Genomic DNA, 26,729 nt, shown 5'->3' with positions numbered 1-26,729 from the left:
CTCCTAACTGTTCTCCGTTTCCCAAGGAAGCCGTCCCGTTTCTGCATAACGGGTGATGGCTGATTGGTTATCCGGATCTGAAAACATCGCTTGATTTTCGGCTAAAGCAATGGATTTCGTACGATGAACAAGGTCGTTTAAGGAATCCATGTATTGTTTATAGCGGATGACTGCTTTTTTCGACAGAGGGCGAAGACGCAGCAAATGCTTTCTCAGCTCTGTTGCTGAGTCCGGGACGCATACGTCACAAAGTCCCCATTCAAGCGCCTGGCGTGCCGGCACGGGCTTTGTCATAATCGTCATATAATGCGCCTTTTGAAATCCGATTCTTTGAATTAAAAACGGCAGAACGCAGGCCGGATAAAGTCCGAATAACAGTTCAGATAAACTGAACGAAGCATTCTCCTCTGCAATGACGATATCGCACGCGGCGGCAAAACCGACACCTCCCGCATTTACTTGTCCGCGGACGCGGGCGATTGTGATGTACGGCCCGGATTTTAATGCCAGCCACAAACGGTAAAGCGGCTCCTGCGATTCCGCATGTTGCATTCCCTGCCTCATTTTCCGGTACATCTCATCAAAATCCGCCCCGAAACAAAATACCTCCGGGTGCCCTTCAAGCACTACGGAGGTCACGGAGTCTTCACATTCAGAAAGAATATGCAGGCATTCCTCCACTAAACGCTCATTAATCGTATTGTTGGCTTCAGGCCGATCAAAGGTGATGAAGCAGACATTTTGCTGAAAACGGACGTTTATCGTTTCATAGGTCACGATATCCACCTGTATTTCCGATGAAATTCCGTGATTTCTTCCAAATATAAACGAGGGCTCCCGGCATGATGGTCTAAAATGTTCGGAATCATATTCATATCCAATTTGACATTCCGGGTTCCGAACTTCACCAGACCGCTGCCTTTAAACAGTTCTTCATACTCTTCCATGGACAGCCTGTATCTGTTGTTCAGATGCTCTTCTATTTTGAAAGAATGCTGCCGCGCTTGCCCTTCAGGCGTCACAACGCCGCTGTAAAATTCTGAACAGCATCCGGAGCCGTAGGAGAAACAGCCGATCCGCTTAGAAGTGTCGAATCCCCCTTGGTCAATCGTGCTTGCAAGAGCCAGTAAAGAGGCTGCTCCCATAATATTTCCGACTCTTTGGCAATAGCGGAGCCCCGGCTCTACTCTGGTTTGAAAATCCTGTTCGATTTCAGCGTTTTTCGCTTTTGCAAGCTTGCGCATCATCGTCCGGTGGGCCCCTTTGACCATGCCGCCAAACGGTGTATGGAAGGCAAGATAGTGAAACGTCTCTTTGTAGTCAGCGCCCGGCACACGGTTTTTGTACTCGCGAAATGTCTGTTCACAGCAATCGAGGTAAGACATCAATGACAAATCGGCGTCACCGGCTTCACTGTCCGGGATCGGACGGCATGTATCCATCACCTCATAGCCGTAATAGCCGTTAGCTCCCGCATCCGCCTGAAATACGATTGGATTTTCACCGATCAATAAGGCGACGGCACCCGCTCCGGCGCTCGGTTCTGCGTAAGACCAATCCTCACTTAACGCATCACCGCCTTCGGCAATTAAAAACCGGGAAATATCCGTCGCGACAACAAGCGCCTTCGCTCCGGGGGATGTCTGCGACAAAATAAAGTTAAGCGCCATCTGCAAACCCGCCGTTCCTGAATAACAGGCTTGTTTCAGTTCAAATAAACGGCAGTTCCGGTTGAGGCCTAAGTAATCATGAATATATGTACTGAGTGATTTTCCGAAGTCGATGCCGGACTCCGAGCAGGTAATCAGCAGCTCGATTCTGTCTTTTTCAGCCTCTGTCAATCGGTCGATAATCGGCTTTGCCGCGTTAACGCCGAATGTAACAGGGTCTTCGTACGGAAGCGCCACCGCTTTTTCTTTCATCAGTAAATTCTCAAATCTGGCAGGGTCTAAGTTTCTGTACTCCGCCAGCTGCATGACATCAAGGTATGCTGTCCCGCCAAACACATTTATCGCTTCTATTCCGGCAGCCGCCATGAACTTCGCCTCCAATATGAATTTTGAGTTTCCGATTTTTCCACCGTTTTATCAGACAGCCTGTACCTTTTCATAAAGCTTTTCCGCCAATTCGCCGATGTTTGACACTCCCGTCAGCTCAACACGCGGGATCTGCAGTGATAATTCTTCAAGCATCATCGTGATAATTTCGGCGCGGTCCACTGAATCCGCCCCCAGATCAACTAACCGATCTTCCTGTGAAAGCTGTTCGCCTTCTAAATCAGGTAAAACCTCGTAGATTGTGTTCTGCAGCAATTCAAAGATTCTTTCTTTACTCATTGTCAGTTCCTCCCTGTTTCATCTTTTATGAATATTCCATGTTTTCAATCTATCATTTCGTCTTGTCAACACGTTTGCAAAAATGAACCTAACTTCTGATTCAAAAGCGTGGCCGTCTCTTCCATAAGCCGCATGCCGATACCATCGGCATGGCGGTTTTTCCAAGACTCCAGCTCCGTACCTTTCACCCATTGATTAAAGGCGCCTAATGCCGGGCCGCAATGAATCTGGAAGTCTACCTTGGCATCCGGGTCTCCTTTAATCGCCGAAGCAGAGCTTTGCCTGAAATACCATTTGAATATGAGCGCCATTTTCTGTTTCGGATTCCGTTCGGCTTTTGAAATGTCTTCATTCGAATAATGAGCCTTCACTTTGTCATAAATACTGCTTACACTTGCCTTAAAATACTTCTCTTCTATTTGTCTGAGTGTCTTTTCATCAATTTCTTCAATTGAGCGGTGACGCTGATACAGTTCATGCAGCTTAGAGGCGCGGGTCGGAAAGAACAGCCCTTTCTTTAATACCTGCACCTTGCTGCCTGATTCAAACATATCGCCGGCCGGCGCGTAGGCCGTGTCCTGTACATTCATCTGCTGCAGGAGGTCCTTTACGAGGCCGCTCGTCGCTGCCTCAACGGTGCATTGGTTAATAGATCCGGTCACAATAAAATCAGCGCCGAGCATAAATGCTGCCATGGCAGCCTCGGGCGTTCCGATTCCCCCTGCGGCTCCGATGCGGACGGTTTTGCCGTATCGGTATTTTTTCATCATGTCATCTCGTAAACGGATGATCGCCGGCATGAGACTGTAAGCAACTCCGCCGTCAGTGTGGCCGCCTGAATCAGCCTCTACGCAGATGTCATGCGCAACGGGTATTTCTCTCATCAGACTTGCTTCTTCAGCGGTAATTTTGTTTTCGGCTGCAAGTTTCTGCAGAATGTGATCAGGCGCCGGGCTGAGAAACGCTTCCGCTACTTCCGGACGGGACAGCTTGGCGATAATCCGCTGACGCGCTATTATTTGTCCGCCGGCACCGCGTTTTAACCCCTTAGCGCGAAACCTTACTAAAGCGGGAGTAACCGTTAAAAACGCTGATGCTTCCAAGTTCTGAACCCCATGCTTCAGTAAAAGATCAATCATTTTTTCTTCTGAATCTGTATGCTTCATGTTATGTACAACATTTATGCCGAAGGAACCGCCGTCACGAAGCTCATGCTGAATTGACAAAATGACGTCCTCAACGTGCGCGATGTTCAAACCGCCCGTTCCGAAAAAGCCCATCATTCCTTTTTCGGCCAGTTTGACGACCATTTCCTTCGAAGAAATTCCGCGGTACATGCCGCCGGCCAAGTAGGCGTATTTCAATTGATAATCGCGCTTAAACTCTTCATTTCCTAAAGACGCCGCCGTAATTGAGCTTTTTCCAGCCTCAGCCGGGACTTTGATTTCATCTGTTATCGGCTCCGCTTCAGTCGTAATTCTTTGTATCAGCCCCGTCAGCACTTTTCCGGGACCGATTTCCTCAAAGCTCATGTTCTTTCTTCCCATTAAGAAACGGATGCTGTCTGTCCAGTTCACCGATCCCGTTATTTGTCCGGTGAGTGTCTCTTTCAGCTCTCTTTGCTCATAAGGTCTTGCCGTCACATTTGAAATGACCGGGATGGACAGCGGCTTAAAATGGAAAGATTCAATAAACCGTGAAAACTCTTTCTTCGCTTCCAGCATGTATCTGGAGTGAAAGGCGCCGCTGACATTTAAGCGGTGAACCATTTTTACGCCGTTTACGGCTTCAAAAACGGATGCTGCTTTTTCAATATCTTCTTTATATCCGGAAATGACAATTTGCTGCGGTGTGTTCATGTTGGCGATATCAATCATATCCAAGTGATTTTCTCTTAAAACATCCGTCACCTGCTCATGAGTCAGGCCGATCACCGCTGCCATGCCGCCTCCTTTTGCGCGGCTCATCAGTTCGCCCCTTTTTTTGACCAACTGTAAGCCTTCTTCAAAATCAAAGGCGCCCGAAGCGTATAACGCGTTATATTCGCCCAAACTGTGTCCGGCGGTAAAATCCGGTTTCAAGCCGGTTTCTTCTGTTTTTTTCAAATAACTGAGGGCATTGACGACATAGAGCGCCGGCTGAGTGAATTGAGTCTGATTGAGACGTTCTCCGTCCCGGCACAGCTCCTGAATGGAATATCCGAGAATGTGATCGGCCTTTGCGGTTAATTCAGGATAGCGGCCGAACAGGTCCTCCCCCATCCCTATTCTTTGCGAGCCTTGGCCTGGAAAAACAAAGCTGATCATCTTACAGTCTCCTTCCGGGCGGTGATAAAATGCTGTCTTCTATTTGCTGCAAATGTGTTTGTTCTTTATGAAACGGCGTCATAATGGCACGGATGCGTTCAGCCGATCCTGCAGGAAGAATCTGTTTGGCAAATGCGGCCAATGTTCCGGAAGGCCCGGCATCAATATACAATCCTTTTTGGCGGCTGTCTGCGAATTGAAGCGCTTCGCGGAATCGAATCGGCTTTCTTACGATATCCCAGAAAAAGTCCGCTTGTATATCGGTCTCAGCCTCTCCGGTCGCACTGGAGATGTACGGTATAAACGGAGTCCGGATTGATATCCGAGCTAAAAAGCGCTTGTACGGCTGTTCCGCCTGATCAACCAGCGCTGAGTGAAACCCGTAAGATACCGGCAATAGCTGATGAGGAATCTGCTTTTCTCTCAGATCGTCCATGATCTTTTTGATATGTTCCCGCTCTCCCGAGATGACAAAGTGAGAATGATAGTTTACAGATGCCAATTCACTATGTTCGCCGAGCAGCGGATCATCTTGATATAAAGCCGGATCACCCAGTATCGCAAGCATGCTGCCGTTACGGCAAGTTTCCGTAACGATTCGGGCCTGTTCCAGCACGCAATCTAAAGCATCCTCGGCGCTCAGCACCCCCGACACAGCGGCCGCTGCATACTCTCCGAGGCTTGCTCCGATCACATAATCGGGACGTATGCCTCTTTGCTCCAAAGCATATGCAAGTGCGTACTCAGCCATAAAAATGGCAGGATGGCTGAAAAGAAGGCGGTCAAATGGATCAGACAGACGATTGCCTGTATGATACATCTCTTTAAGGACAGAGTAACCGAAACGGCTGACTGCAAAATCGTCCAAGTCAAGCATTTTCTGCCGAAAAGCGGCGTTATGTGCAAACAGCTCTTTCCCCATTTGATAGTATTGGGAACCCTGTCCAGAAAACATGAAAACAATTGGCTGGTTCATTTGTTCTCCTTTTTGCTCTTTATTTTTTCAAAATATTGATTTGTGAGTGTTTCGTGATGTCGTGTGCAGGTGAAGTGGTCGTGATGTTGTATGGCTGGCACTATTGTGTGAGATAAGAATTTTGACTTGCATTCCGCTACATGGCGGGTGAAGCTTCAGTTTCTTTTTTGATGCGGTGAATAAGTCCTGTCAGCACATGGCCCGGGCCGACTTCTTCAAATTCCATCCGCCCTTTGTCCAGCAGATAGCGGATGCTGTCGTTCCATCGCACTGAATGGTCGATCTGATCGGCCAGAACGGAGTGGATTCCGTCTTGCTCATAAGGTCTGGCATGAACATTAGAAATGACAGGAATTGATATAGCAGAAAAATGAAATGACTGTAAAAATTTTTCGAACTCTTGTTTTGCTTCACTCATATATCTCGAGTGAAAAGCGCCGCTTACGTTTAACGGATGAAACATCGTAACGTCTTTTAATCCTTCGAATACGCTTTTGGCTCTTTCAATGTCTTCTTTGCGTCCGGATATGACAACTTGGTAAGGAGAATTCATATTGGCAATATCAATCGTATGTAATCCGTGCGTTTGAAGGGCGTCTGACACTTGAGCTGCAGTTAACCCCATAACAGCGGCCATTTTTCCGTCAGTGGCCATACTCATTAATTCGCCTCTTTTACGGACAAGCTGCAGACCGGTAATAAAATCAAAAGCACCTGCTGCAAACAGCGCATTATATTCTCCCAAACTGTGGCCGGCCACATAATCCGGCTTTATGTCATTGTCTTGGATTTTTTTCAAATAGCTTAACGCGTTTACAACATATAAAGCAGGCTGGGTGAACTGCGTCTTGTGAAGGTTGGAATACGGATTCTCAAGACAAAGCCGTTTCATGGAATATCCGAGTGTTTCATCAGCCTGCTCCGTTAAGTCTTTAAATTCATCAAACAATGAGCTCCCCATTCCCTGCTTTTGAGAACCTTGTCCGGGGAATAAGTATGTGATCATTTTCTCAGCCATCCTTTCTCGGATTCAGATAAGAAGCATGTTCAAGTTGATAGTAACTTCACAAAAATACCATGTCAAGTTAATTTATCCTATGCGAACTCCTGAATAATGCCTATTTTTCCCTGTCGAAAGGCGGACTCAGGGCTTTCGGAACAGGCGTAAGCAGAATGTCCCATCCGGCCTGCCCGGCGTTCTCTTCCGCAAACTCCCGTTACTCAGCCATTCATCACCAGAAATCTAGTAATAACTTCCATTCCATTTCAGAAGTTCCTTGCCTCAAAAGAAAAGCTAGTTAGATAGAACTAAATTACACATTACTTAAAATGAAACAGCCCTTTTTGATTTTTTCTGTTGCGGAAATTCACAAAATGTTCTTTTTTTTCAATCTGAAAGTAAATATTGTTTTTCAAAAGACTCTCCATTTTTTGACCCGGCTTCTCCCCGAAGGAGTGCCCCGGATACACACGCACATGCGGCGGAATGGAGGCTTTGATCCTCTGTATACTGTGAAACATATCTTCAGCTGAGCTGCCCCTGTCCCCACATATACCGCACCCTTCTGTAAACACGGTGTCACCGGTAAAAAGATGATCAGATAGCAAATAGCACATTCCCCCGGCCGTATGTCCCGGGGTCAGTATACTTCTGATGATAAACCCTCCGGCCGCAAAGGTTTGGCCGTCTTCAAGCGCTATTAAGTTTCTGCACCGGAATTGATAGAAATCGATTTCCGCCGACGACATGTATATATCAGAATGATAGATTTGCTGAAGCGGCTCCGCCAAGTTTACATGGTCATAATGCGAATGTGTTAATAAAATAGCGGATAAATCAACATCCAATTCATGCAGTTTATCGGTTATTTTATCGATTTCCCAGGACGGGTCCACCGCTATCGCAGATTTTTTTGAGCGGTCTGCGATAATATAACAATAGTTGGACCACATCTGGTGATAAGTTTTGATTTGATGCACTTCATATGTATGATCCATTGTCACCATTCCCATTTAAAAGATCCGGGCAGACTGCTGCCGCCGCCCAGCCGACTGTAACCACTTTACCAGATGACACCACGTTTTTCCATGGATTTTCCGGTAAAGTTAAAAAAACTTTCTGCTCCCGCCAAAAGCACCAGTCTGGACCTTTTTTACAAATTGCTATGCTGATATATAAGGAAATCAGAATATTAATTTAGATGAATTCTTTAGGGAATTTTATTCAGAAAATGAAGGATGAATATGAGTTTCGGATAAAAAGAAAACAAATTGAGCTTTTGTTTTGAAAAGCAATTGCCGAAGCGGCCGAAGGGGATAATCAGTTTTTAGAAATGACCCGCAATCAAGACTATTATTTCAATCCTTTTCTTCAAGATAAACTAAACCATACGGGCTCTCGAAATATATCAGAATACCTTAGTTCTTACACCGAATTCAACGTTATGTTGACATTAACATAATTGAACTTAGAAAAGTACGGCGTAATTTACACTCTTTTCAAATCAGCCCTAGCTGCAACAATTCACGAAAGCGTCGCGCAGCTTTTTACTGTGCAAAAACAAAACTAACATAAAATCATTAAGTGTAAAAAGTAAATATTAATCATTAGACAAATAGACTATGTTATATGGGTCGGAGTTTACTTCTCAAGGTAAATTGCCCTAGGATGCAATACCTGCTAAAGCTGCCTATGGGTAGAATCGGCGTTTTGAAATAATTCTTAATACGATCGACAATTTTACTGGTGCAGTGGAAGATGCGTGCTATGCGGGTGCTCTAAAAGAACTGGCAACCCAACAGCCGCTTGGTGGATTACTAAAACTCTTAGGCTTTTCATTTAAACGGGGCTATTGTTGGTGTTTAACAAATTTATCCTGTGTTAAGCTTTAAAGTGATTATTTTCTAACGTGTTAAGATCGGAGGTAACTATGGAAGATAAAAGTAACGCTGAACCGAGCCCAAAAGCTATAAGAATTCTAACTTACATCATTCCTATAGTTTTAATAGGACTTATCCTTGTTCTTAAGAATATTAATACCGCAACAGCAGAAATTTCATTTTATATTGTTGCTATCGGTGTGGTTCTCTTAGTGGTTTTCAGTTTGATCAAAAATAGAAAAAACCGCAGGAAGAACTAAAAGGGGGGCTAATTACTAGCCCCCCTTGACTTGCACATTGTCATCTCACCAAATTCCAATTTGATTTAAATTCTTCACAGATTTTTCAGGAACCGTTTTCTCCAATTATTTCACTATTAATGCAGTCAATTGACGATATAGACGGTTACACCAAACACAGGATACTACATCGCCAATCCCAAATACTCTCCAAAAACAATTTTTATATGACGGAAAAGCAGCTGGATGTTAAACAAATCATTTTCATGATTGACGGCATACCGATGCACCAATTATGCCAGAAATTAAAAAACTCAAAAGTTATCTCTGAAAGGCTGGGTCATTCAAACTAGTAAGGCTGCTTGTAGGCAAATAACGGTTTAGTCTCACATAAACGTTGTTATTACATCACACGTTTAAACATCTTCTCCATCTCATACGTACTGTGGTGGATAATGATCGGCCGGCCGTGCGGGCATGTGAACGGGTCTGTCGTTCGGCGCAGGTCGTCCAAGAGCGCTTTGATTTCGTCGTTTCGCAAATGGCGGTTCGCTTTGATTGAGCCTTTGCAGCTCATCATAATGGCCGCTTCCTCCCGCAGTTTTTTAATATCGATCTGTTTGGCGTCAAGCACCTGCTGAATGATTTCTTCAATCAGTTCAGCTTCTTCCCCTTTTGGAAACCAGGCCGGATGGCAGCGAACGATGTAGCTGTTCGTGCCGAATGCTTCTAAAAATACTCCGACGCTTTCAAGCTCATGCTGATGCTGGTCAATGATCAGCGCTTCATTTGCCGCATAATGAAAGGTGAGCGGCACGATCATATCCTGCACTTCAGGCTCAACCTGCCCGACCTTCTCCCGGAAATATTCGTATTTAATCCGTTCTTGGGCCGCATGCTGGTCAATGATATACAAGCCGTTTTCGTTTTGGGCTAAAATATATGTCCCGTGCATTTGGCCGATCGGATACATCACCGGAACTCTTTCTTCACGTATTTCTTCAGCGACAGCTTCCGGTTCCGGAGTATCGGAAACAGGCGCTGCCGTTTCGGGCATACCGATCTTCGGCGGCACATCATGATCCTCTTCATTCGGGAGGATCTCTTCTTCTATTATTACCGGCTCAGGCTCTTTTACGACCGAACTCAGCTTCATTGGTGAGTAAGACGGCTCCGACGTTTTTTCAGGAAGTTTCCGCTCAGGCGCGCTTTCCTCGAATGTCATAAATTGCTGTTCGTTTTTGGCCGGTGCCGGCGCTGATTTTTTCGGGAGCTGGGCGCTCGGAATAAGCCGCTGCTTTTGAAACACTTCCTTTATCCCGTCACGGATCAGCTCATGCAGCTCCGTCTCTTTGCTGAGGCGGACTTCAAGCTTCGACGGATGAACATTGACATCAACCAAAATCGGGTCCATCGTAATTTCGATAAACGTAATCGGATGGCGGCCGATCGGCAGAAGTGTGTGATAGCCCTCATGCACCGCTTTTACAAGCGGGAAATTCTTAATGTATCTTCCGTTAATGACAGATGACATGTAGTTTCTGGATGCACGCGTGATTTCCGGAAGCGCAATGTAGCCCTTGACTTCAAAATCAAGCGAGCTGACATGGAGCGGTATCATTTTTTTCGCAACCGCCGTCCCGTAAATTGCGGCCAGCACATGGCGCACATCCCCGTTACCGTTTGTCTGCAGCAGATTTTTCCCCTGATGGCGGAGACGGATCGATACTTCCGGATGCGCAAGAGCGATCCGGTTGACAACATCCGTAATATTGCCGAGCTCCGTATGCACGGTTTTCATATATTTCAATCTGGCGGGTGTATTGAAAAACAGGTTGGTAACGATAATCTCCGTTCCTTTTCTGCTGGAGGATTTCTGCTCAGAAATGATATTCCCGCCCTGAAGAATGAGATGGGTTCCCGCTCCCTCGCCGATGCTCGTTTTGATTTCCAGATGAGAAACAGACGCGATACTTGGCAAAGCTTCTCCGCGGAAACCGAGTGTTCTCACCCGGAACAGGTCGTTTTCATCTTTGATTTTACTGGTCGCGTGGCGGCGGAAAGCCCGCTTGCAATCATCGGTTTCCATCCCTTCGCCGTTATCGAGCACCCGAATCGACGAAAGCCCCGCTTCCTCTATGTCGATTTCAATGACTGTACTGTTTGCGTCGATGGCGTTTTCCACCAATTCTTTAACGACTGAGGCAGGCCGTTCGACCACCTCGCCGGCCGCTATTTTATTTGAAAGTTCATCTGACAGCTGGATGACTTTTGCCAAGTCCGTCACCTCTTTCTATTTTAATTTTTTTTGCAGCTTGTACATTTCATTCATCGCCTCAAGCGGCGTCATATCGAGAATATTGATTGACTTAAAAGCTTCAAGCACTTGTTTTTCTTTATTAGAAACAGCCGGTGCCTTCTGTTCTTTTTCACCGTCAGCAAAAAAGGACAGCTGTGCCGGTTCTTCTCTGACGGCGGACTTTTTCTCAGATACCGCCGGAAGCTCCGGCTTATCTCCCGTCTGCTCAAGCTGTTTCAAAATCTCCTGCGCGCGGCTGATCAGATCGTCCGGGAGCTCGGCAAGCTGGGCGACATGAATGCCGTAACTTTTATCTGCGGCTCCTTCTTTGATTTGATGGAGAAACACGACCGTTCCGTTATATTCCTCTGCGCGCACATGAACGTTTTTCAGCTGAGGAAGCTTATCTTCAAGCACCGTCAGCTCATGATAATGCGTGCTGAACAGTGTTTTAGCGCCGATATGATCATGGACATACTCAATAATCGCCTGTGCCAGCGCCATTCCGTCGTACGTTGATGTCCCGCGGCCGATTTCATCAAACAGGATCAGGCTGTCTTTTGTGGCGTTCACAATCGCGTTTTTCGCTTCAAGCATTTCCACCATAAAGGTGCTTTGTCCGGAAATCAAATCATCCGCTGCCCCGATTCTCGTGAAGATTTGATCAAAAATCGGCAGAACCGCTTCTTTTGCGGGCACAAAGCAGCCGATCTGGGCCATGATCGATAGAAGTGCGATCTGTCTCATGTACGTGCTTTTACCTGACATATTCGGACCTGTAATCAGGAGCATTTCCCGCGAATCGCCCATCAGGCAGTTGTTCGGGACGTATTCTTGACTGTCCATCACCTTTTCAACGACGGGGTGTCTCCCTTCAATGACTTTTACTTCATTATCAGAAAAGACGGGCTTTGTGTAATGCCTGTTTTCACTGATCGTAGCAAAGCATTGCAGTGCGTCCAGCTCACTCATTTGTTTGGCAAGACGCTGCAAGCGCGGAATAAATTGTTTCACCTTTTCACGCAGTCCGGCAAAAAGCTCATATTCCAGCTCGCAGATGTTGTTTTCCGCTTCTAAAATAAGCGCTTCTTTTTCCTTCAATTCCGGCGTAATGTACCGTTCGGCGTTTGTGAGGGTCTGCTTCCGCTCATACCGTCCGTCTTCAAGCAGATGAAGGTTTGCTTTTGTGACTTCAATATAATAGCCGAACACTTTATTGAAACCGACCTTTAATGAACGGATGCCCGTATAAGCGCGTTCCTGCTGCTCCAGTCTGGCAATCCAGTCTTTACCGTTTTTGCTGGCGTCACGGTACTCATCGAGCTTCTGATGATAGCCGTCTTTAATTAAATTGCCTTCTTTTAACGATAACGGCGGGTTTTCATGAAGGGCTTCTTCTAACAGGTCAAGCAAATCTCCGCACGGATCAATCAAGCCGGCGCGTTCTTTTGCTTTTTTATGGTTAAGAGACCCTACAAGCTCTTTGATGCTCGGCACTTGTTTTAAAGATTCTTTCAGCTGGATTAAATCCCTTGCGTTGACGTTTCCGAATGCGACCCGGCCCGCCAGACGTTCTAAATCGTATACTTCCTTCAGGCGCTCTCGCAGATCTTCACGCTCAAACAGATGATTGATCAGCGTCTCGACCATTTCCTGGCGTTCCTCGATTTGGGATGCCCTGATCAGCGGGCGGTCAATCCATTGTTTGAGAAGCCGGCCGCCCATCGCTGTTTTCGTCTCGTCTAAAAGCCAAAGCAATGACCCTTTTTTGCTTTTCGAACGGATCGTTTCCGTCAGCTCAAGATTCCGTTTTGAATACAGGTCAATTTTCATCGCTTCTTCCAATTCATATACTTGAACCGGCTGCAGATGATCCAGGCTCCGTTTTTGCGTTTTCTGCAAATACGTATATAAACGCATAAACGTCTCTGTCAGCTCTTCGCCCGGCAAGTGATTTGCGATTTCAATGCGTTCTGTTATTTCCCCGTCTTCGATGGAAATCGTGGCGCCGCACCGTTCTTTCAGCTGAGCAGCTGTATGTTCGTTAAACTTGCTTGATACGACAATTTCCTTTGCGCCGACTGAGTAAATTTCTGACATGACATCTTCAATCCGCTCAATAAATACGGCCAGGTTTTCTCCAGTCGTTAAGTCCGATAAAGCGAGACCGTATCCGTCACGGAATTCGGAAACGGAAGCGATAAAGTTGTTTTCCGATTCATGAATGCCTTTTCCATCCATCACGGTTCCCGGTGTGATCAGCTGGACGACTTCTCTTTTTACAACGCCTTTAGCCGCCTTCGGATCTTCCGTCTGCTCACAGATCGCCACTTTATAGCCCTTTTTAATCAGCTGTTCAATATAAGCCGCCGCGGAATGATACGGCACGCCGCACATCGGAATTTTATCAGCCGAACCTCCGTCTCTGCTTGTCAGTGTAATTTCAAGCTCTTGTGACGCTTTTTTTGCATCTTCAAAAAACATTTCATAAAAGTCACCAAGCCGAAAAAATAAAAAGGCATCTTGGTGCTCTGCCTTTATCTTCAAGTATTGCTGTATCATAGGCGTGTAACTAGCCATCATTTAATCCCTCACTATGTATCTTCTCTTATCCGAATCCCATTATAACATAAACAAAAGAGTGATATCTTTATATATAAAAAAGAGACTTGGGGTGTTAAACTCCCCTAGCCTCAACTTATTCTTCAGGATCTCCGACTAAAAATTCAGGGTTAATGTCCTCTAATTCTTCATCAAGATCGTCTTCCCAATCATCATCATCGTCTTCTTCCCAGTCAGGATTGACTTCGACGACGACTTTCGTTTCACCGACCACTTCTGCTAAAAATTCTCTCTCTGCCTGAACCACGATTTTATTTCCGTTAGGAGAAATGGTGACTTCAAGACAATTCGGCTGTTGCAGCACTTTGGCAATGACTTCGTGTTCGTCATCTAAGTAATTTGTGTCTCTGTATCTGAGTTTAATCACATCGACATACTTTACTCTCTCGGTTACAACTTCCGTTTTTGTATTATCGGCGTAAGAGTACCAGACGTTTATATCATAATACCCTTCAATTTCTACAGTCTTCCCGATCTTTTCGGCATCGTACTTGTGGTTGATAATCCAGCCGCCCAATATACTTGACGGTTTTTCTCCAGGTGAGATCGTGTTGGTGCATTGGGTGAATTTTCTTCCTTTCGCAACTACCGCTTTCGTAATAATTTCCCTGTATTCAGACATTCCGGCAGGCCTCCTTGTTCTTCTTCGTGTTATCTTATGCTGGGCATTTGTCTCATGTGCATTTTTATAATAAAAATATAAAAATACAAAGTTTCTGTTTCATTGTATGCAGCCCTGCCCAGAAACTTTACTTTTAAGTATGATAAAACTTTCCAGTAAAATGGGACAAAACGGTGAGTTAATGAAAATTTAGTACATATTACAATTAGTTCTCAAAAGCAAAAAAACACGGGCCGATGAAGGCCCCGTGTTTAAATAGAACAGCTGTTATTCGAATGTTTTACTTTTGAACCGGTTTCTCCCGTCAGCAGGTTGCCTCCGGTAGATGTAATGATTTCGTTTGTCACCTGATTTGAGATCGTATGTGCGACAAGCTGAAGAAGGTCATTGACCTCAATCTGGGAATCTCTGAATTCCTGAATGATCGGAATCCCTTCAAGCTCTTCCTGCAGGGCGTCAATTTTACTTTCCACTTGTTTCAGCGCTTCAAGCTTTTCGTAGTGCTTCAGGTTAACGGCTTGCTTTTGCAGGGTTTTAATCTGATTAATAATTGCAGAGACTTTTTCATTTTCGTTAATCTGCGCCTCGGCGCGTTTGAAAAAATCAACTTCTTCTGTTTCAGAAATCATTTTCGCAAGGTTCCTAGCCTGCTGTACAATGTCTTTCTTTGAGTAAAGCGTCATTATTATTTCACCTCGATTGCTTCTCCTGCCATCACACCGTCAAGCGACCATGTTTTCGCCTGTTCGATTTTGACGCGTACAATCTTGCCGATGGCGTCTTTCGGCCCTTTGAAGTTGACGAGCTTGCTTTTTTCCGTATAGCCGGCAAGAATGTCAGGGTTATTTTTGCTTTCTCCCTCAACTAATACTTCGACAGTCCTGCCTTCATATTCCTTCATTTTTTTGGCTGAAATTTCTTTCACCAAATCATTGAGGCGCTGAAGACGTTCTTTCTTGACCCTCATCGGAACATTGTCTTTCATCTTCGCTGCCGGCGTGCCTTCACGAGGAGAGTAAATAAACGTATATGCGCTGTCAAATTCCACTTCGCGATATAACGAAAGCGTTTCTTCAAATTGTTCATCGGTTTCATTCGGAAAACCGACAATAATATCGGTCGTCAGTGAAGCGTTCGGCATCGCCGCTTTAATTTTTCCGACAAGCTCCAGATAGCGTTCTCTGTCATATTTGCGCGCCATCATTTTTAACATCGCTGAGCTTCCTGATTGAACCGGAAGATGGATATGGTCAAGAAGGTTGCCGCCTTTGGCGAGCACTTCGATCAGATGATCATCAAAGTCACGCGGATGACTCGTCGTGAATCGGATTCTCGGAATATCAATTTTGCGCAGTTCGTCCATTAAATCACCGAGTCCGTACGTCATATCCTCAAAATCTTTTCCGTACGCATTCACGTTTTGACCGAGCAGTGTGATTTCTTTATAGCCTTCACTTGCAAGTCTTCTGACTTCCTGGATAATTTCCTCAGGACGGCGGCTTCGTTCTTTTCCGCGGGTATACGGTACGATGCAGTATGTGCAGAACTTGTCACAGCCGTACATAATGTTGACCCAGCCTTTAATTTTTCCGTTGCGGACTTTCGGAAGGTTTTCAATGACATCCCCTTCCTTCGACCACACTTCAATGACCATCTCTTTTGATAAATATGCCTCTGATAACAGTTCCGGCAGACGGTGAATGTTGTGCGTGCCGAAAATCATATCGACAAACGGGTGCTTCTTAAGGATGCGGTTTACGACTGATTCTTCCTGTGACATGCAGCCGCAGACGCCGAGAATCAGGTCCGGGTTATTTTTTTTGAGCGCCTTTAAATGGCCGAGCTCGCCGAACACTTTGTTTTCAGCATTTTCCCGGATAGCGCAAGTGTTTAATAAAATAACGTTCGCGTCATCAACCGAATTTGTCGCTTCATAACCGAGCGCCATAAAAATACCCGCCATGACTTCCGTATCATGCTCGTTCATTTGGCATCCGTACGTGCGGATATAAAATTTCCTGCCTTCACCGAGGCCTTTAAATTCTTCTGAGATTTTAAAATCGTTATGATATTGAACGGATTCTTTGCCCCGTTTTTTCGCATCTTTTAAAGAAGGCGGAATATATACGGCTTCAAAATACTTGCTGTAATCCTTTTCGGATGTTTTGTCCGCCGGATTCACTTGTCCGCTTTCCTGCTTTTGCTTTTCATTCATGTTCGAATGTCTCCTTTCAACCGAAACTTCCACCCTCAAGTATACTGGTTAAAAGCGTTTGGCACAACCGCCAGCCTATTATTGTACACCTTATTGAGAATAAGAATCAATAAGAAATAAAAAAGAGGGAATCATTTCCCCCTTACACAAGCTGCAGCTCTTTTGCGGCTGAACGGATAACTTCCAAGGCCCGGTCAAGCTCCTCATTTGTATGCTCCGCCGTAATAATGGTGCGGATTCTCGCTTTTCCTTGGGCGACCGTCGGATACACGATGCTTTGTGCAAAGACGCCGCGGGTCAATAAAAGGTCTGATAATGCCTGGGCTTTTTCTTCCTCCCCTATTAATATCGGCACGATCGGTGTTTCGCTTTTTGTGAGGGTCAGCCCCATTTGAACCAGTTTGTCTTTGAAATACGCCGTGTTCTCCCATAGCTTTTCCATATGCTCAGGCTCTTCCAGCAGGACGTCAATGGCTTCTATGCATGCGGCTGTTACCGCAGGCGGATGAGAAGTGCTGAATAAGAAAGGACGCCCTTTATGGCGCAGGTAATCGATCAGAACCTGCGACCCTGCGGCGTAACCGCCAAGCACTCCGATGGCTTTGCTTAATGTGCCCACCTGTATATGGACTCTTCCGTCAAGACCGAAGTGATTAACCGTTCCCCTTCCGTTTTTTCCGAGTACGCCGGAAGCATGCGCGTCGTCGACCATCACAAAGGCATCGTACGCCTCTGCAAGTTTGACGATGTCAGGCAAAGGAGCGATGTTGCCGTCCATTGAGAATACGCCGTCGGTGACGATCAGGCGCATGCGGTAATTCATTGATTTTTTCAGCACCCTTTCCAAATCGTCCATATCAACATGGCGGTACACCTTTTTATCTGCTTTCGTCAGCCTGATCCCGTCAATAATGGAAGCATGGTTCAGTTCGTCAGAGATCACGATATCTTCTTTTGTAAGAATGCTTGATAAGACGCCCTGATTCGTTGTGAACCCCGATTGAAAAACAAGTGCCGCTTCTGTTTTTTTAAAGTTTGCCAATTTTTTCTCCAGCTCATTGTGCATTGTGAATGTTCCGGCGATTGTCCGGACGGACCCCGTACCCGCTCCGAATTCTTCCGCGGCGCGTTTGGCCGCTTCGACAAGCCTTGGATGCGACGTCAAACCGAGATAATTGTTCGATGAAAGCTGTATCACGTTTTCCCCTTTGACTTCCACCGACGGACCCTGCTTCGTTTCAATTTGTTTCATTTGCTGCCACGTTTTATTTTCTTTCATTTTATCAAGCTCTGCTTTTAGAAATTCAAATTCTTTCATTATAGAACCCTCCCCTTATGGAATCAAAATGACTTTGCCGCACTGGCCCTTTCTCATCAGGTCAAACCCTTTTTCAAAGTCTTCAAGCGGAAACTGATGCGTGATCACCGGCGTCAGATCAACAAGGCCGGATTCAAGCAGGTGCGATACCTGCCGCCATGTTTCAAACATTTTTCTGCCTGTGATGCCTTGGACGGTAAGTCCTTTAAACACCACGTCATTTGTCAGGTCAACCGTCACCGGACGTTCCGGCAGACTCAGCATATGGAACCTTCCCCCGTTGGCCGCCATCTTTAATCCTTGTGCTATAGCTGCCGGGTGGCCTGACATTTCGCAGACAAGGTCGATCCCTTCTCCGCCTGTTAAGGTGTCGATCACCTCAAGCGGATCTTCCTTATCAGCTGAAATGGTGATCGTGGCTCCCAATTTCTTCGCAAGAGCCAGCCTGTAATCATTTTTATCAATGGCCGCAATACGGGATGCACCGGCCGCTTTAGCCACTGCCACCGCCATCAGCCCGATCGGTCCGCAGCCGATAATTGCAGCGGAACCGCCCGCAAGCTGGCTGCTTTCCAGCACCGTATGCACCGCGTTGCCAAGCGGCTCTTGAACAGAAGCGACGGCGGGGTCCATATCAGCGGGATTTTTCCAAACATTTCGAGCCGGCACTTTGACATATTCAGCGAAGGAACCGGCTGTATCTACGCCGAGGATCTTTGTATGGGTGCACACATGATGTTTTCCTGTTAAACAAGGGACACAAGTACCGCAGACGAAGTGGGTTTCAGCCGAAACGTAGTCACCTGTTTTGACATTTGTGACGTGCTTGCCCGTTTCCGCTACGATACCGCTGAATTCATGTCCGAATACTTGAGGTGTTTTGATTCGTTTCTGCGCCCATTGATCCCAATTATAAATATGCACATCTGTACCGCATATAGATGCGGCCTGTACTTTAATGAGAACTTCATTCTCATTAATGGAAGGTATGGGAATTTCTTTCAGAGTTGCTCCGAAAGCGTTTTCATTTTTGACGATAGCTTTCATCTTTCCTCCCAACATGTACACTCCTCCTCGAAAAAACACTGTAATAACTGGATTGTAACATGATATAAAAAGGAGGTAAACACCAGTGTCCACTCCGAGAAAACAACTGCTTCCGTCCGGAAAAATGGGCGGGATTTTTTTTGAATATTATATGAATAAAGCCATTTATCATCTCTTCGTACTATCAATATAATATTGTGAGAAAATATGACAACAATAAAAACAACCCGCTCGCCTTACGCAAGCAGGTTGAGAATGTCATGTTTTTGTTTTTAACGGGGTTCGACGATTAACTTAATCGCCGTTCTTTCTTCTCCGTCAATCTGTATATCTGTAAAAGCCGGAATACAAATCAAATCTACGCCGCTTGGCGCGACAAAGCCTCTGGCAATCGCAACCGCTTTAACAGCCTGATTTAAGGCACCCGCCCCAATTGCTTGAATTTCGGCGGCTCCGCGTTCCCTCAATACACCGGCAAGCGCGCCTGCTACTGAATTTGGACTTGATTTTGCTGAAACTTTTAAGATTTCCATTTCTGCTCCCCCTTAGTTTTACAATGGATAAGTGAGTGTTCATTAGAACAATCATTATTAGATGTTGCTATCCAAAAAGCCATCCCCACAATGCTTTTCAAAAATAGCGGGCTACCTTCCATTTCTACTATATTCACTAAGAAGTTGCTATATTCCTGCTTTTCCTTTTAATATTTTTATAAAATAAACACATGATCACCTATTCAAAGAACATATGGTCATCATTGATTAATATCCGTTCGATATTTACGGCCTTTTTCGTTTGATCGTCGATGTCAATGAGCACTCCGCTCAGCGTAGTTTTACCTTCCGCCACCGTAAACCGGACGGGAAGATTGGTTTTAAACCGCTTGATGACCGTTTCTCTGTCCATACCGAGAATTCCGTCGTACGGACCCGTCATGCCTACATCAGTAATATATGCCGTTCCTTTCGGCAAAATGCGGTTATCTGCCGTTTGCACGTGTGTATGGGTGCCTACCACGGCAGAGGCTCTTCCGTCTGTGTACCAGCCGATCGCAATTTTTTCGCTTGTCGCTTCGGCGTGAAAATCAATAAAAATGTACGGCGTGCGCTTTTTCGCTTCTTCTATTAATTCATCCGCTTTAGCAAACGGATCATCAAGCGGCGGAAGAAACGTCCGTCCCTGTAAATTAATGACGGCAAGCTCTTTTCCGTTCGATTTAATATAGGTAATGCCTTTGCCCGGCGTACCTTCCGGGAAATTCGCCGGCCGGACAAGATGCGGCACATCATCAATAAAGTCGAAGATCTCTCTTTTATCCCACGTATGGTTTCCCATTGTAATGGCATCTGCTCCCGCTTCCATCAGGCTGTGGTAGATCTTTTCTGTCAGTCCTTTTCCGTGTGCTGCATTTTCTCCGTTAATAATTGTAAAATGCGGTTTATGTTTCGCTTTCAGTTTCGGGACATATTCTTTTACCATGTCGCGGCCCGGGGAACCGACAACATCTCCGATAAATAAAATTCTCATACATTCCATTCCTTCCTTTTCAGGGACTCAAAAAAATAAAGTGATGCGCTAAGCATCACTTTATTTTGCATACTCTACGGCTCGAGTTTCTCTGATTACGGTCACTTTAATGTGGCCCGGATAATCAAGCTCGTCCTCAATTCGTTTACGGATATCACGTGCCAAACGATGGGCTTCTAAATCATTAATGGAGTCCGGCTTTACCATGATGCGAACTTCACGGCCGGCCTGAATCGCAAATGATTTTTCAACACCTTCGTAAGACTCGGAGATTTCTTCAAGCTTTTCAAGTCTGCGGATATAGTTTTCGAGCGTTTCACTTCTCGCACCCGGTCTTGCGGCTGACAGTGCATCAGCGGCAGCGACCAGAACGGCGATAATGGAAGTCGGCTCTTCGTCTCCGTGGTGTGACGCAATACTGTTAATGACGACTGGATGCTCTTTATATTTGGTCGCAAGCTCCACTCCGATTTCCACGTGGCTTCCTTCCACTTCATGGTCAATTGCTTTTCCGATGTCATGCAGAAGACCGGCCCGCTTGGCAAGCTTTGCATCTTCTCCAAGCTCGGAAGCCATTAAACCTGCTAAAAACGCAACTTCCATAGAATGTTTCAGTACGTTCTGCCCGTAGCTTGTACGGAATTTCAACCGGCCGAGGATCTTGATCAGATCCGGGTGGAGTCCGTGAACGCCGACTTCAAACGTCGTCTGCTCACCCATTTCCCGGATATAGTCATCAACCTCACGGCGGGATTTTTCAACCATTTCTTCAATGCGCGCCGGGTGAATACGGCCATCCTGAACGAGTTTATCAAGAGCGATTCTTGCCGTCTCCCGTCTGATCGGATCAAATCCGGAAAGAATGACTGCTTCAGGTGTGTCATCAATAATCAGGTCAATACCTGTAAGCGTTTCAAGCGTACGAATGTTACGCCCTTCACGGCCGATGATACGTCCTTTCATCTCATCATTCGGAAGATTGACGACCGATACCGTCGTTTCGGCAACATGATCTGCTGCACAGCGCTGCAAAGCAAGCGACAGAATGTTTTTCGCCTTTTTATCTGCCTCTTCTTTCGCACGGTTTTCGGTTTCTTTTGTCATGATGGCGATGTCATGTGAAAGCTCATTTTCAACCCGGTCAAGAATGATTTGTTTCGCTTCATCCCGTGTCAGGCTCGAAATGCGTTCGAGTTCTGACTGCTGCATACGAATCATCTCATCCACTTTGCTTTCCATCTCTTCAATATGTTGTTGTCGTTCATTCAGAGAATGATCTTTCTTCTCCAACATCGCTTCCCGTTTATCAATTCCTTCATGTTTACGGTCAAGATTTTCTTCTTTTTGAAGTAAACGGTTTTCTTGTTTTTGAAGCTCATTTCGTCTTTCACGAACTTCCTGTTCAGCATCTATTCGAAGTGTATGGATTTCGTCCTTTGCTTCAAGCAGAGCTTCTTTTTTCAGTGCTTCAGCATCACGCTTTGCATCTTCAAGGATTTGCTCGGCAGCACCGCGTGCGCCCGCAATCTTTGCTTCGGCAATGGTTTTACGAACATAGTAGCCAACAACTAAACCGAGCAGAGTCAGCAAAATGGAGATGAGAACCGTCATTGGGGTCATACTTTCACCTCCTCTTGCTATGAACTTGGTTTTTGCTTAAATAAGTGCCGGCATGTACATTGTCTGATTTTCTCAACATACAGAACCTTCACAGGGAATGAGTCTCTCATGCCCTTGTCAAGTTTAAATGGTTTAACAATCATGTTAAAAAAACAAATGTTACAACTTCATTGTAATTGTGTCGGAAATACTTGTCAAGCTTGCCAGCTTAACGATTCGCCTTCAGCTCGGATCTTCGCCCATGTATATATCATACCATACCTAGATCCGCTTTTCGTGAATGACGGCTCTGTTAGTCCGGCTGGTTAAGCAATTGGTAAATTCTATTGTTCACCTGTCCTAATTTGGCGTTATTCTGAATGTTTGACAGTAATATGACATATTTGCTTGCCGAATGGCTGAAGCTGTTCAAAATGTTGTAACCGGGCATAACACCGTGATTGGAATAGCTTCCCGGATCAATGTAAAACCCCATGCCGTAAGCGGCACTGCTTCCTGCTGTAAACATTTTTGTGAAGCTTTCTTTTGAAAGGAGCGTGCCGTTTACGATCGCTTTATCAAATTTATAGAGATCTTCAGCGCTCATATACATGTCGCCCGCCCCGTACAGCTGTGATAAGTCCAGAAGGTGCGGCGTTACAAGACTGCCGCTCTCATCGACTTTGTAGCCGACGGCAGGATATTTGGCTTTGGCAAATGTTTTGTAAAATCCGGCATGCTTCATTCCGGCCGGTTTGAACACGTGTTCTTTTATATATTGTTCATAAGACTCCCCGCTGACCTGAGATACGATATAAGCAAGCACTGAATAGTTGGAATCCCTGTAATCCCAAACCCCGGGCTGCCGTTTAATTCCGCGGTATTCTATATCCTTGATTAAATCAATTGGAGAAATCGGTCCCTGCCCCTCAATATGCCCGTTTATGCCGGACGTATGATTGAGCAGATTTTTCAATGTAATGCGCGTGCCGTTAGGAAAATTCGGCAAGTATGTACTGACGGGGTCACTCGTCTGCAGCAGCCCTTTTTCTTCAAGCTGCAGGACAGCCGTCGCGATTAACGCTTTTTGTGAAGAACCGATATAATATGATGTCTCCGGATTGTTTTTAATTTTTTGTTTTCGGTCCGCATAGCCAAAGCCTTTTTTCAGCACAACTTTTCCATCTTTTACGATCATTGCTGTGCCGCTGAACCCGATCTGTTGCAAGTAATTGCTGATCTGTTTATTGTGATCGATTGATTTAGGTGTTTTCTCTTTTTGCGTCTTTTCTTTTTTCTGTTGAGTCTGGTCTTTTGAAGTATCAGATTGAGCGGCGGGAGCGTTTTTAACGGATTCCTTCTCCCGGTGATGCGCTGTGACGGTCCAGATCATAATAAAAACAGTGACAAGCAGCAGAAAAAGAAACAGCCCTCCCGTTTTCATCAGCTTCTTCTTTCTTTTTTTATTTATTCTTGTGCGGCGGGGGCTCGTCATCTTTTTTCCTCCTCAGATATAATTTCAACTTTCGCCATGATGTTAGACGAGTGAAGGGTGAAAAAAGTTGTAACATTCCAGATAAAATTTTCCGAAACAGCCAGTGTTTTTTGAAACACACAAAAAAAAGAGCGGAAATTGCTTATTCCGCTCTTTTGATCGTGTTTTTATTCTTCTAATTCCATCTCTTCCTGAACTTCTTCCGCTTTGTCCGTTACACCGTTATTGTCTAAACCGTAATATTCACGGATTTGTTCCTGAATCATCAGCATGATGTCTTTATTTTCTTTTAAGAACTGCTTGGCGTTTTCACGGCCCTGACCGAGGCGTTCTTCTTCATAAGAATACCACGAACCGCTTTTTTGCACGATATCCAGTTCAGTTCCAAGGTCGATGATTTCCCCTTCTTTGGAGATTCCTTCACCGTACATAATGTCCACTTCAGCCGTACGGAACGGAGGAGCGACTTTGTTTTTTACGACTTTAATTCTCGTTTTATTCCCCATGACGTCGTTGCCCTGCTTTAATTGCTCGGCACGGCGCACTTCAAGGCGCACGGAAGAATAGAATTTCAGCGCGCGGCCGCCCGGTGTCGTCTCCGGATTTCCGAACATAACGCCGACTTTTTCACGAATCTGGTTAATAAAGATTGCGATTGTTTTAGATTTATTGATGGCGCCGGAAAGCTTACGGAGTGCCTGAGACATGAGACGCGCCTGTAAACCGACGTGTGAATCACCCATGTCACCTTCAATTTCAGCTTTTGGAACAAGCGCCGCAACAGAGTCAACGACTACGATGTCAACAGCTCCGCTTCGCACCAGCGCTTCAGCAATCTCTAGCGCCTGCTCTCCCGTATCCGGCTGAGAAAGCAGAAGCTCTTCGATATTGACACCGAGCTTTTGCGCGTAAACAGGATCAAGAGCATGCTCAGCATCAATAAATGCTGCCTGTCCGCCTTTTTCCTGAACCTCAGCGATTGCGTGAAGCGCTACAGTCGTTTTACCTGAGCTTTCAGGTCCGTATACTTCAATAATCCGTCCGCGCGGGTATCCGCCTATTCCGAGAGCGGTATCAAGTGCAAGGGAACCGCTTGGCACCGTTGAAATTCTTGTATCTGTTTTTTCTCCGAGCTTCATGATGGAACCTTTGCCGAATTGTTTTTCTATTTGCTTAAGAGCCATATCTAAGGCTGCCTGACGATCACTCATTTATTTTTTCCTCCTTTATCTTGCCACTACATATACTATACCTTGTTTACTGGCATTTGCCAAGAAAAAAGCGAACGCATATTCGGATTTTTTCCGCGTTCGCTTTTCTACAAAAGAGCATAATTTCCCTTGTAAAACTTAAAAATCAGAGAAATCGCCTCTTTAAAACTTTATTTTTGATCCAACATTTTCAAAATGAGATGGCAGCCGTATTTAGCGGCGCGCTTTCTGATTCCGGTTCTTGAGCCGGCAAAGTTAAATTCGTGCACCTCTTCTTTTCCTTCCGCCGCAATGCCGATAAAGACGCGGCCCGGCGCATGCCCTTCCTGCGGGTCGGGACCCGCCACCCCGGTAAAGCTGATGCCGATATCGCTTCCGGTCAGCTTTCTCACACCGGCTGCAAGCTCTTTCGCACACTCTTTGCTGACCGCTCCGCTTTCTGCGAGCGTCTCAGCTTTCACGCCGAGCACATGCTGTTTCACGCTGTCGGAATAACAGACAACGCCCCCTGCAAATAGTTGAGACGCACCGCTTAAATCAGTCACCCACTCTGAAAACAGGCCGCCTGTAAAGCTTTCGGCAGAGGAAATCGTAATTCCGTTTTGTCTGCATGCTTTTGAAAGCTCCTTCACCAGAGACGTATCATCATATCCGTAGAAAAATTCACCGACACGTTCTAAAATAACGGCTTCCGTTTCTTTTAAAAGCCGTTCTGTTTCTTTTTCGTCGGCATGTTTCGCCGTTAAACGCAGCGTGACCTCTCCGTCAGCGGCAAGCGGCGCAATCGTCGGGTTCGTCTGCGCATCAATGATATCTTCTAAATCAGCTTCAAGCTGGGATTCACCGATTCCGAAAAACCGCAGCACGGTTGAAACGATTTTCTCATTAGAACCGAGCTTTTTAAGAAGCAGCGGCTTCGCTTCATTTTCAAACATCGGACGCAGCTCGCTCGGCGGCCCGGGAAGCAGCATATAAAGCCTTGAGCCGTGCTCTGCAAGCATTCCCGGCGCCATGCCGAAATGATTCGCCAAAACGTCTGAGCCCTCAATGACGAGCGCCTGTTTGCGGTTATTCGGCGACATGGTCCGTTTTGTTTTCGCGAAATATTCTTCGATCGACCGGAACGCTTCGTCATTCAGAACGAGCGGGCGCCCCAGTGTGTTTGCAATGGTTTCTTTCGTCAAATCGTCCTTGGTCGGTCCGAGGCCGCCTGAAAAAATAATCAGGTCTGAGCGCTCTTCGGCAATGCGGATGACTTGCTTAAGCCGCTCCGGATTGTCACCGACAGCGGTATGATAAAACACGTTTACACCAATTTCCGCCAGCTCTTTACTGATAAACTGCGCGTTCGTATTGGCGATCTGGCCTAGCAGAAGCTCCGAGCCGACTGCAATGATTTCTGCTTTTTTTGCTATTTCCATCTTTAAGTCCTTCTTTCTTAGTTAGATGTTTTTAACGCATCCCAGTTCTTCGCAAAATAATCCCAGCCGGAAATGACTGTGAACAGCACGGCCACCCATAAAGCGATATCGCCGAACGGGAAAGAAACGAGCTCAAACGGAAGATTATGCAGCAAAAGCGCGGCAACAGCGATGATCTGAGCCCATGTTTTAATTTTCCCCAGCATATTGGCGGCTACAACTTCCCCCGTTCCCGCCAGCACAAGTCTTAATCCCGTTACGGCAAATTCGCGGCTGATGATGATGATGACCATCCACGCCGGCGCAAGGTCAAACTGCACAAGCGTAATTAATGCCGCGGACACCAGCAGTTTGTCAGCCAGCGGATCTAAAAATTTCCCGAAATTTGTCACGAGGTTCAGTTTTCTGGCGTAGTAGCCATCCACCCAGTCAGTCGTTGATGCGATAATGAACAAAACAGCTCCCGTAAGATGCGCGACCGGAATCGATTCATCCCCTATATGAACGCTGCCCCACTGAAAAGGAACAAGCATGATAATCATAAATACAGGAATTAAAGCGATTCTTGCCAGTGTGATTTTATTCGGTAAGTTAAACATAAAGCCCCTCCAATATA

Annotated in this window: 22 protein-coding genes; 1 reads left to right on the top strand and 21 read right to left on the bottom strand. The window is 45.8% G+C overall.

Annotation, left to right across the window (positions count from 1 at the left end):
* Positions 1-3 precede the first annotated feature (3 nt).
* From NQS30_RS08165 to NQS30_RS08135, 7 genes are all read right to left on the bottom strand, one after another.
* On the bottom strand, positions 4-777 hold the full coding sequence (locus NQS30_RS08165; protein WP_124693034.1) for an enoyl-CoA hydratase/isomerase: 774 nt from the start codon (positions 775-777) through the stop codon (positions 4-6).
* On the bottom strand, positions 774-2,036 hold the full coding sequence (locus NQS30_RS08160; RefSeq protein WP_061581364.1) for a hydroxymethylglutaryl-CoA synthase family protein: 1,263 nt from the start codon (positions 2,034-2,036) through the stop codon (positions 774-776). Before NQS30_RS08160 ends, NQS30_RS08165 begins: the two co-directional genes overlap by 4 nt.
* A gap of 51 nt (positions 2,037-2,087) precedes the next feature.
* Positions 2,088-2,336, bottom strand: a complete 249-nt coding sequence (locus tag NQS30_RS08155) for an acyl carrier protein (RefSeq protein WP_012117592.1) — start codon at positions 2,334-2,336, stop codon at positions 2,088-2,090.
* Positions 2,337-2,401: 65 nt separating this feature from the next.
* The gene (fabD, locus tag NQS30_RS08150) at positions 2,402-4,642 is read right to left on the bottom strand and encodes an ACP S-malonyltransferase (protein WP_043021109.1); all 2,241 of its coding nucleotides are present in this window, start codon (positions 4,640-4,642) and stop codon (positions 2,402-2,404) included.
* Between the two features lies 1 nt (position 4,643).
* Complete coding sequence (locus NQS30_RS08145) at positions 4,644-5,618, bottom strand: acyltransferase domain-containing protein (protein ID WP_043021108.1); 975 nt, start codon at positions 5,616-5,618, stop codon at positions 4,644-4,646.
* A gap of 136 nt (positions 5,619-5,754) precedes the next feature.
* Positions 5,755-6,624 carry an ACP S-malonyltransferase gene (gene fabD, locus NQS30_RS08140; protein WP_069007012.1) on the bottom strand — a complete coding sequence of 290 codons (870 nt, stop codon included), beginning with the start codon at positions 6,622-6,624 and terminating at the stop codon, positions 5,755-5,757.
* A gap of 314 nt (positions 6,625-6,938) precedes the next feature.
* Entirely contained in the window at positions 6,939-7,616 is a 678-nt protein-coding gene (locus NQS30_RS08135; protein WP_012117588.1) for an MBL fold metallo-hydrolase, read from the bottom strand.
* 932 nt (positions 7,617-8,548) lie between these two features.
* On the opposite strand from NQS30_RS08135, the gene NQS30_RS08130 reads away from it, so the two are divergent.
* Positions 8,549-8,758: a hypothetical protein gene (locus NQS30_RS08130; RefSeq protein ID WP_043021106.1), complete on the top strand. Its 210-nt coding sequence runs from the start codon at positions 8,549-8,551 to the stop codon at positions 8,756-8,758.
* A gap of 382 nt (positions 8,759-9,140) precedes the next feature.
* On the opposite strand, the gene mutL is transcribed toward NQS30_RS08130, so the two are convergent.
* From mutL to pgsA, 14 genes are all read right to left on the bottom strand, one after another.
* Entirely contained in the window at positions 9,141-11,015 is a 1,875-nt protein-coding gene (mutL, locus tag NQS30_RS08125) for a DNA mismatch repair endonuclease MutL (protein WP_218791638.1), read from the bottom strand.
* Between the two features lie 15 nt (positions 11,016-11,030).
* Complete coding sequence (gene mutS / locus NQS30_RS08120) at positions 11,031-13,616, bottom strand: DNA mismatch repair protein MutS (RefSeq protein WP_025284749.1); 2,586 nt, start codon at positions 13,614-13,616, stop codon at positions 11,031-11,033.
* 118 nt (positions 13,617-13,734) lie between these two features.
* On the bottom strand, positions 13,735-14,280 hold the full coding sequence (gene cotE / locus NQS30_RS08115) for an outer spore coat protein CotE (RefSeq protein ID WP_003154111.1): 546 nt from the start codon (positions 14,278-14,280) through the stop codon (positions 13,735-13,737).
* A gap of 251 nt (positions 14,281-14,531) precedes the next feature.
* Entirely contained in the window at positions 14,532-14,963 is a 432-nt protein-coding gene (gene ricA / locus NQS30_RS08110; protein ID WP_003154113.1) for a regulatory iron-sulfur-containing complex subunit RicA, read from the bottom strand.
* Positions 14,964-14,965: 2 nt separating this feature from the next.
* Positions 14,966-16,495 (bottom strand): tRNA (N6-isopentenyl adenosine(37)-C2)-methylthiotransferase MiaB, encoded by a 1,530-nt coding sequence (gene miaB, locus NQS30_RS08105; protein ID WP_012117585.1) that lies wholly within the window; start codon positions 16,493-16,495, stop codon positions 14,966-14,968.
* Positions 16,496-16,637: 142 nt separating this feature from the next.
* On the bottom strand, positions 16,638-17,816 hold the full coding sequence (locus NQS30_RS08100) for a glycine C-acetyltransferase (RefSeq protein WP_098081411.1): 1,179 nt from the start codon (positions 17,814-17,816) through the stop codon (positions 16,638-16,640).
* A 12-nt stretch (positions 17,817-17,828) separates the two neighbouring features.
* Positions 17,829-18,875, bottom strand: a complete 1,047-nt coding sequence (tdh, locus tag NQS30_RS08095) for an L-threonine 3-dehydrogenase (protein WP_043021104.1) — start codon at positions 18,873-18,875, stop codon at positions 17,829-17,831.
* Between the two features lie 257 nt (positions 18,876-19,132).
* A complete protein-coding gene (gene spoVS / locus NQS30_RS08090; protein WP_003154135.1) occupies positions 19,133-19,393 on the bottom strand; it encodes a stage V sporulation protein SpoVS in 261 nt (86 codons plus the stop codon).
* Between the two features lie 199 nt (positions 19,394-19,592).
* Positions 19,593-20,387 (bottom strand): TIGR00282 family metallophosphoesterase, encoded by a 795-nt coding sequence (locus NQS30_RS08085; protein ID WP_003154137.1) that lies wholly within the window; start codon positions 20,385-20,387, stop codon positions 19,593-19,595.
* Between the two features lie 60 nt (positions 20,388-20,447).
* Entirely contained in the window at positions 20,448-22,007 is a 1,560-nt protein-coding gene (gene rny, locus NQS30_RS08080; protein WP_003154140.1) for a ribonuclease Y, read from the bottom strand.
* 292 nt (positions 22,008-22,299) lie between these two features.
* A complete protein-coding gene (locus NQS30_RS08075) occupies positions 22,300-23,481 on the bottom strand; it encodes a serine hydrolase domain-containing protein (RefSeq protein ID WP_007409824.1) in 1,182 nt (393 codons plus the stop codon).
* A 167-nt stretch (positions 23,482-23,648) separates the two neighbouring features.
* Positions 23,649-24,692, bottom strand: a complete 1,044-nt coding sequence (gene recA / locus NQS30_RS08070; protein WP_003154145.1) for a recombinase RecA — start codon at positions 24,690-24,692, stop codon at positions 23,649-23,651.
* Between the two features lie 170 nt (positions 24,693-24,862).
* Positions 24,863-26,113, bottom strand: coding sequence for a competence/damage-inducible protein A (locus NQS30_RS08065; RefSeq protein ID WP_218791637.1), 1,251 nt, complete (start codon positions 26,111-26,113; stop codon positions 24,863-24,865).
* Positions 26,114-26,130: 17 nt separating this feature from the next.
* Positions 26,131-26,712 carry a CDP-diacylglycerol--glycerol-3-phosphate 3-phosphatidyltransferase gene (gene pgsA / locus NQS30_RS08060; RefSeq protein ID WP_007409821.1) on the bottom strand — a complete coding sequence of 194 codons (582 nt, stop codon included), beginning with the start codon at positions 26,710-26,712 and terminating at the stop codon, positions 26,131-26,133.
* Positions 26,713-26,729: the final 17 nt, after the last annotated feature.

Origin of the sequence: Bacillus sp. B1(2022), assembly GCF_040259625.1 — a bacterium.
In the GTDB taxonomy this organism is placed as follows: domain Bacteria; phylum Bacillota; class Bacilli; order Bacillales; family Bacillaceae; genus Bacillus; species Bacillus velezensis.
Note: the sequence above shows the minus strand (reverse complement) of the source record. Positions and strands in the feature narration are given on the sequence as shown.

Bases quoted from the DNA above. Each gene is read 5' to 3' on its own strand.
- rny (WP_003154140.1), bottom strand. From the start codon at position 22,007: ATGACCCCAATGACGGTTCTCATCTCCATTTTGCTGACTCTGCTCGGT.
- NQS30_RS08135 (WP_012117588.1), bottom strand. From the start codon at position 7,616: ATGGATCATACATATGAAGTGCATCAAATCAAAACTTATCACCAGATG.
- spoVS (WP_003154135.1), bottom strand. From the start codon at position 19,393: ATGGAAATCTTAAAAGTTTCAGCAAAATCAAGTCCAAATTCAGTAGCA.
- cotE (WP_003154111.1), bottom strand. From the start codon at position 14,280: ATGTCTGAATACAGGGAAATTATTACGAAAGCGGTAGTTGCGAAAGGA.
- NQS30_RS08155 (WP_012117592.1), bottom strand. From the start codon at position 2,336: ATGAGTAAAGAAAGAATCTTTGAATTGCTGCAGAACACAATCTACGAG.
- mutS (WP_025284749.1), bottom strand. From the start codon at position 13,616: ATGGCTAGTTACACGCCTATGATACAGCAATACTTGAAGATAAAGGCA.
- ricA (WP_003154113.1), bottom strand. From the start codon at position 14,963: ATGACGCTTTACTCAAAGAAAGACATTGTACAGCAGGCTAGGAACCTT.
- NQS30_RS08075 (WP_007409824.1), bottom strand. From the start codon at position 23,481: ATGACGAGCCCCCGCCGCACAAGAATAAATAAAAAAAGAAAGAAGAAG.
- NQS30_RS08160 (WP_061581364.1), bottom strand. From the start codon at position 2,036: ATGGCGGCTGCCGGAATAGAAGCGATAAATGTGTTTGGCGGGACAGCA.
- miaB (WP_012117585.1), bottom strand. From the start codon at position 16,495: ATGAATGAAAAGCAAAAGCAGGAAAGCGGACAAGTGAATCCGGCGGAC.
- NQS30_RS08085 (WP_003154137.1), bottom strand. From the start codon at position 20,387: ATGAGAATTTTATTTATCGGAGATGTTGTCGGTTCCCCGGGCCGCGAC.
- NQS30_RS08145 (WP_043021108.1), bottom strand. From the start codon at position 5,618: ATGAACCAGCCAATTGTTTTCATGTTTTCTGGACAGGGTTCCCAATAC.
- recA (WP_003154145.1), bottom strand. From the start codon at position 24,692: ATGAGTGATCGTCAGGCAGCCTTAGATATGGCTCTTAAGCAAATAGAA.
- tdh (WP_043021104.1), bottom strand. From the start codon at position 18,875: ATGTTGGGAGGAAAGATGAAAGCTATCGTCAAAAATGAAAACGCTTTC.
- NQS30_RS08130 (WP_043021106.1), top strand. From the start codon at position 8,549: ATGGAAGATAAAAGTAACGCTGAACCGAGCCCAAAAGCTATAAGAATT.
- NQS30_RS08065 (WP_218791637.1), bottom strand. From the start codon at position 26,113: ATGGAAATAGCAAAAAAAGCAGAAATCATTGCAGTCGGCTCGGAGCTT.
- fabD (WP_069007012.1), bottom strand. From the start codon at position 6,624: ATGATCACATACTTATTCCCCGGACAAGGTTCTCAAAAGCAGGGAATG.
- fabD (WP_043021109.1), bottom strand. From the start codon at position 4,642: ATGATCAGCTTTGTTTTTCCAGGCCAAGGCTCGCAAAGAATAGGGATG.
- pgsA (WP_007409821.1), bottom strand. From the start codon at position 26,712: ATGTTTAACTTACCGAATAAAATCACACTGGCAAGAATCGCTTTAATT.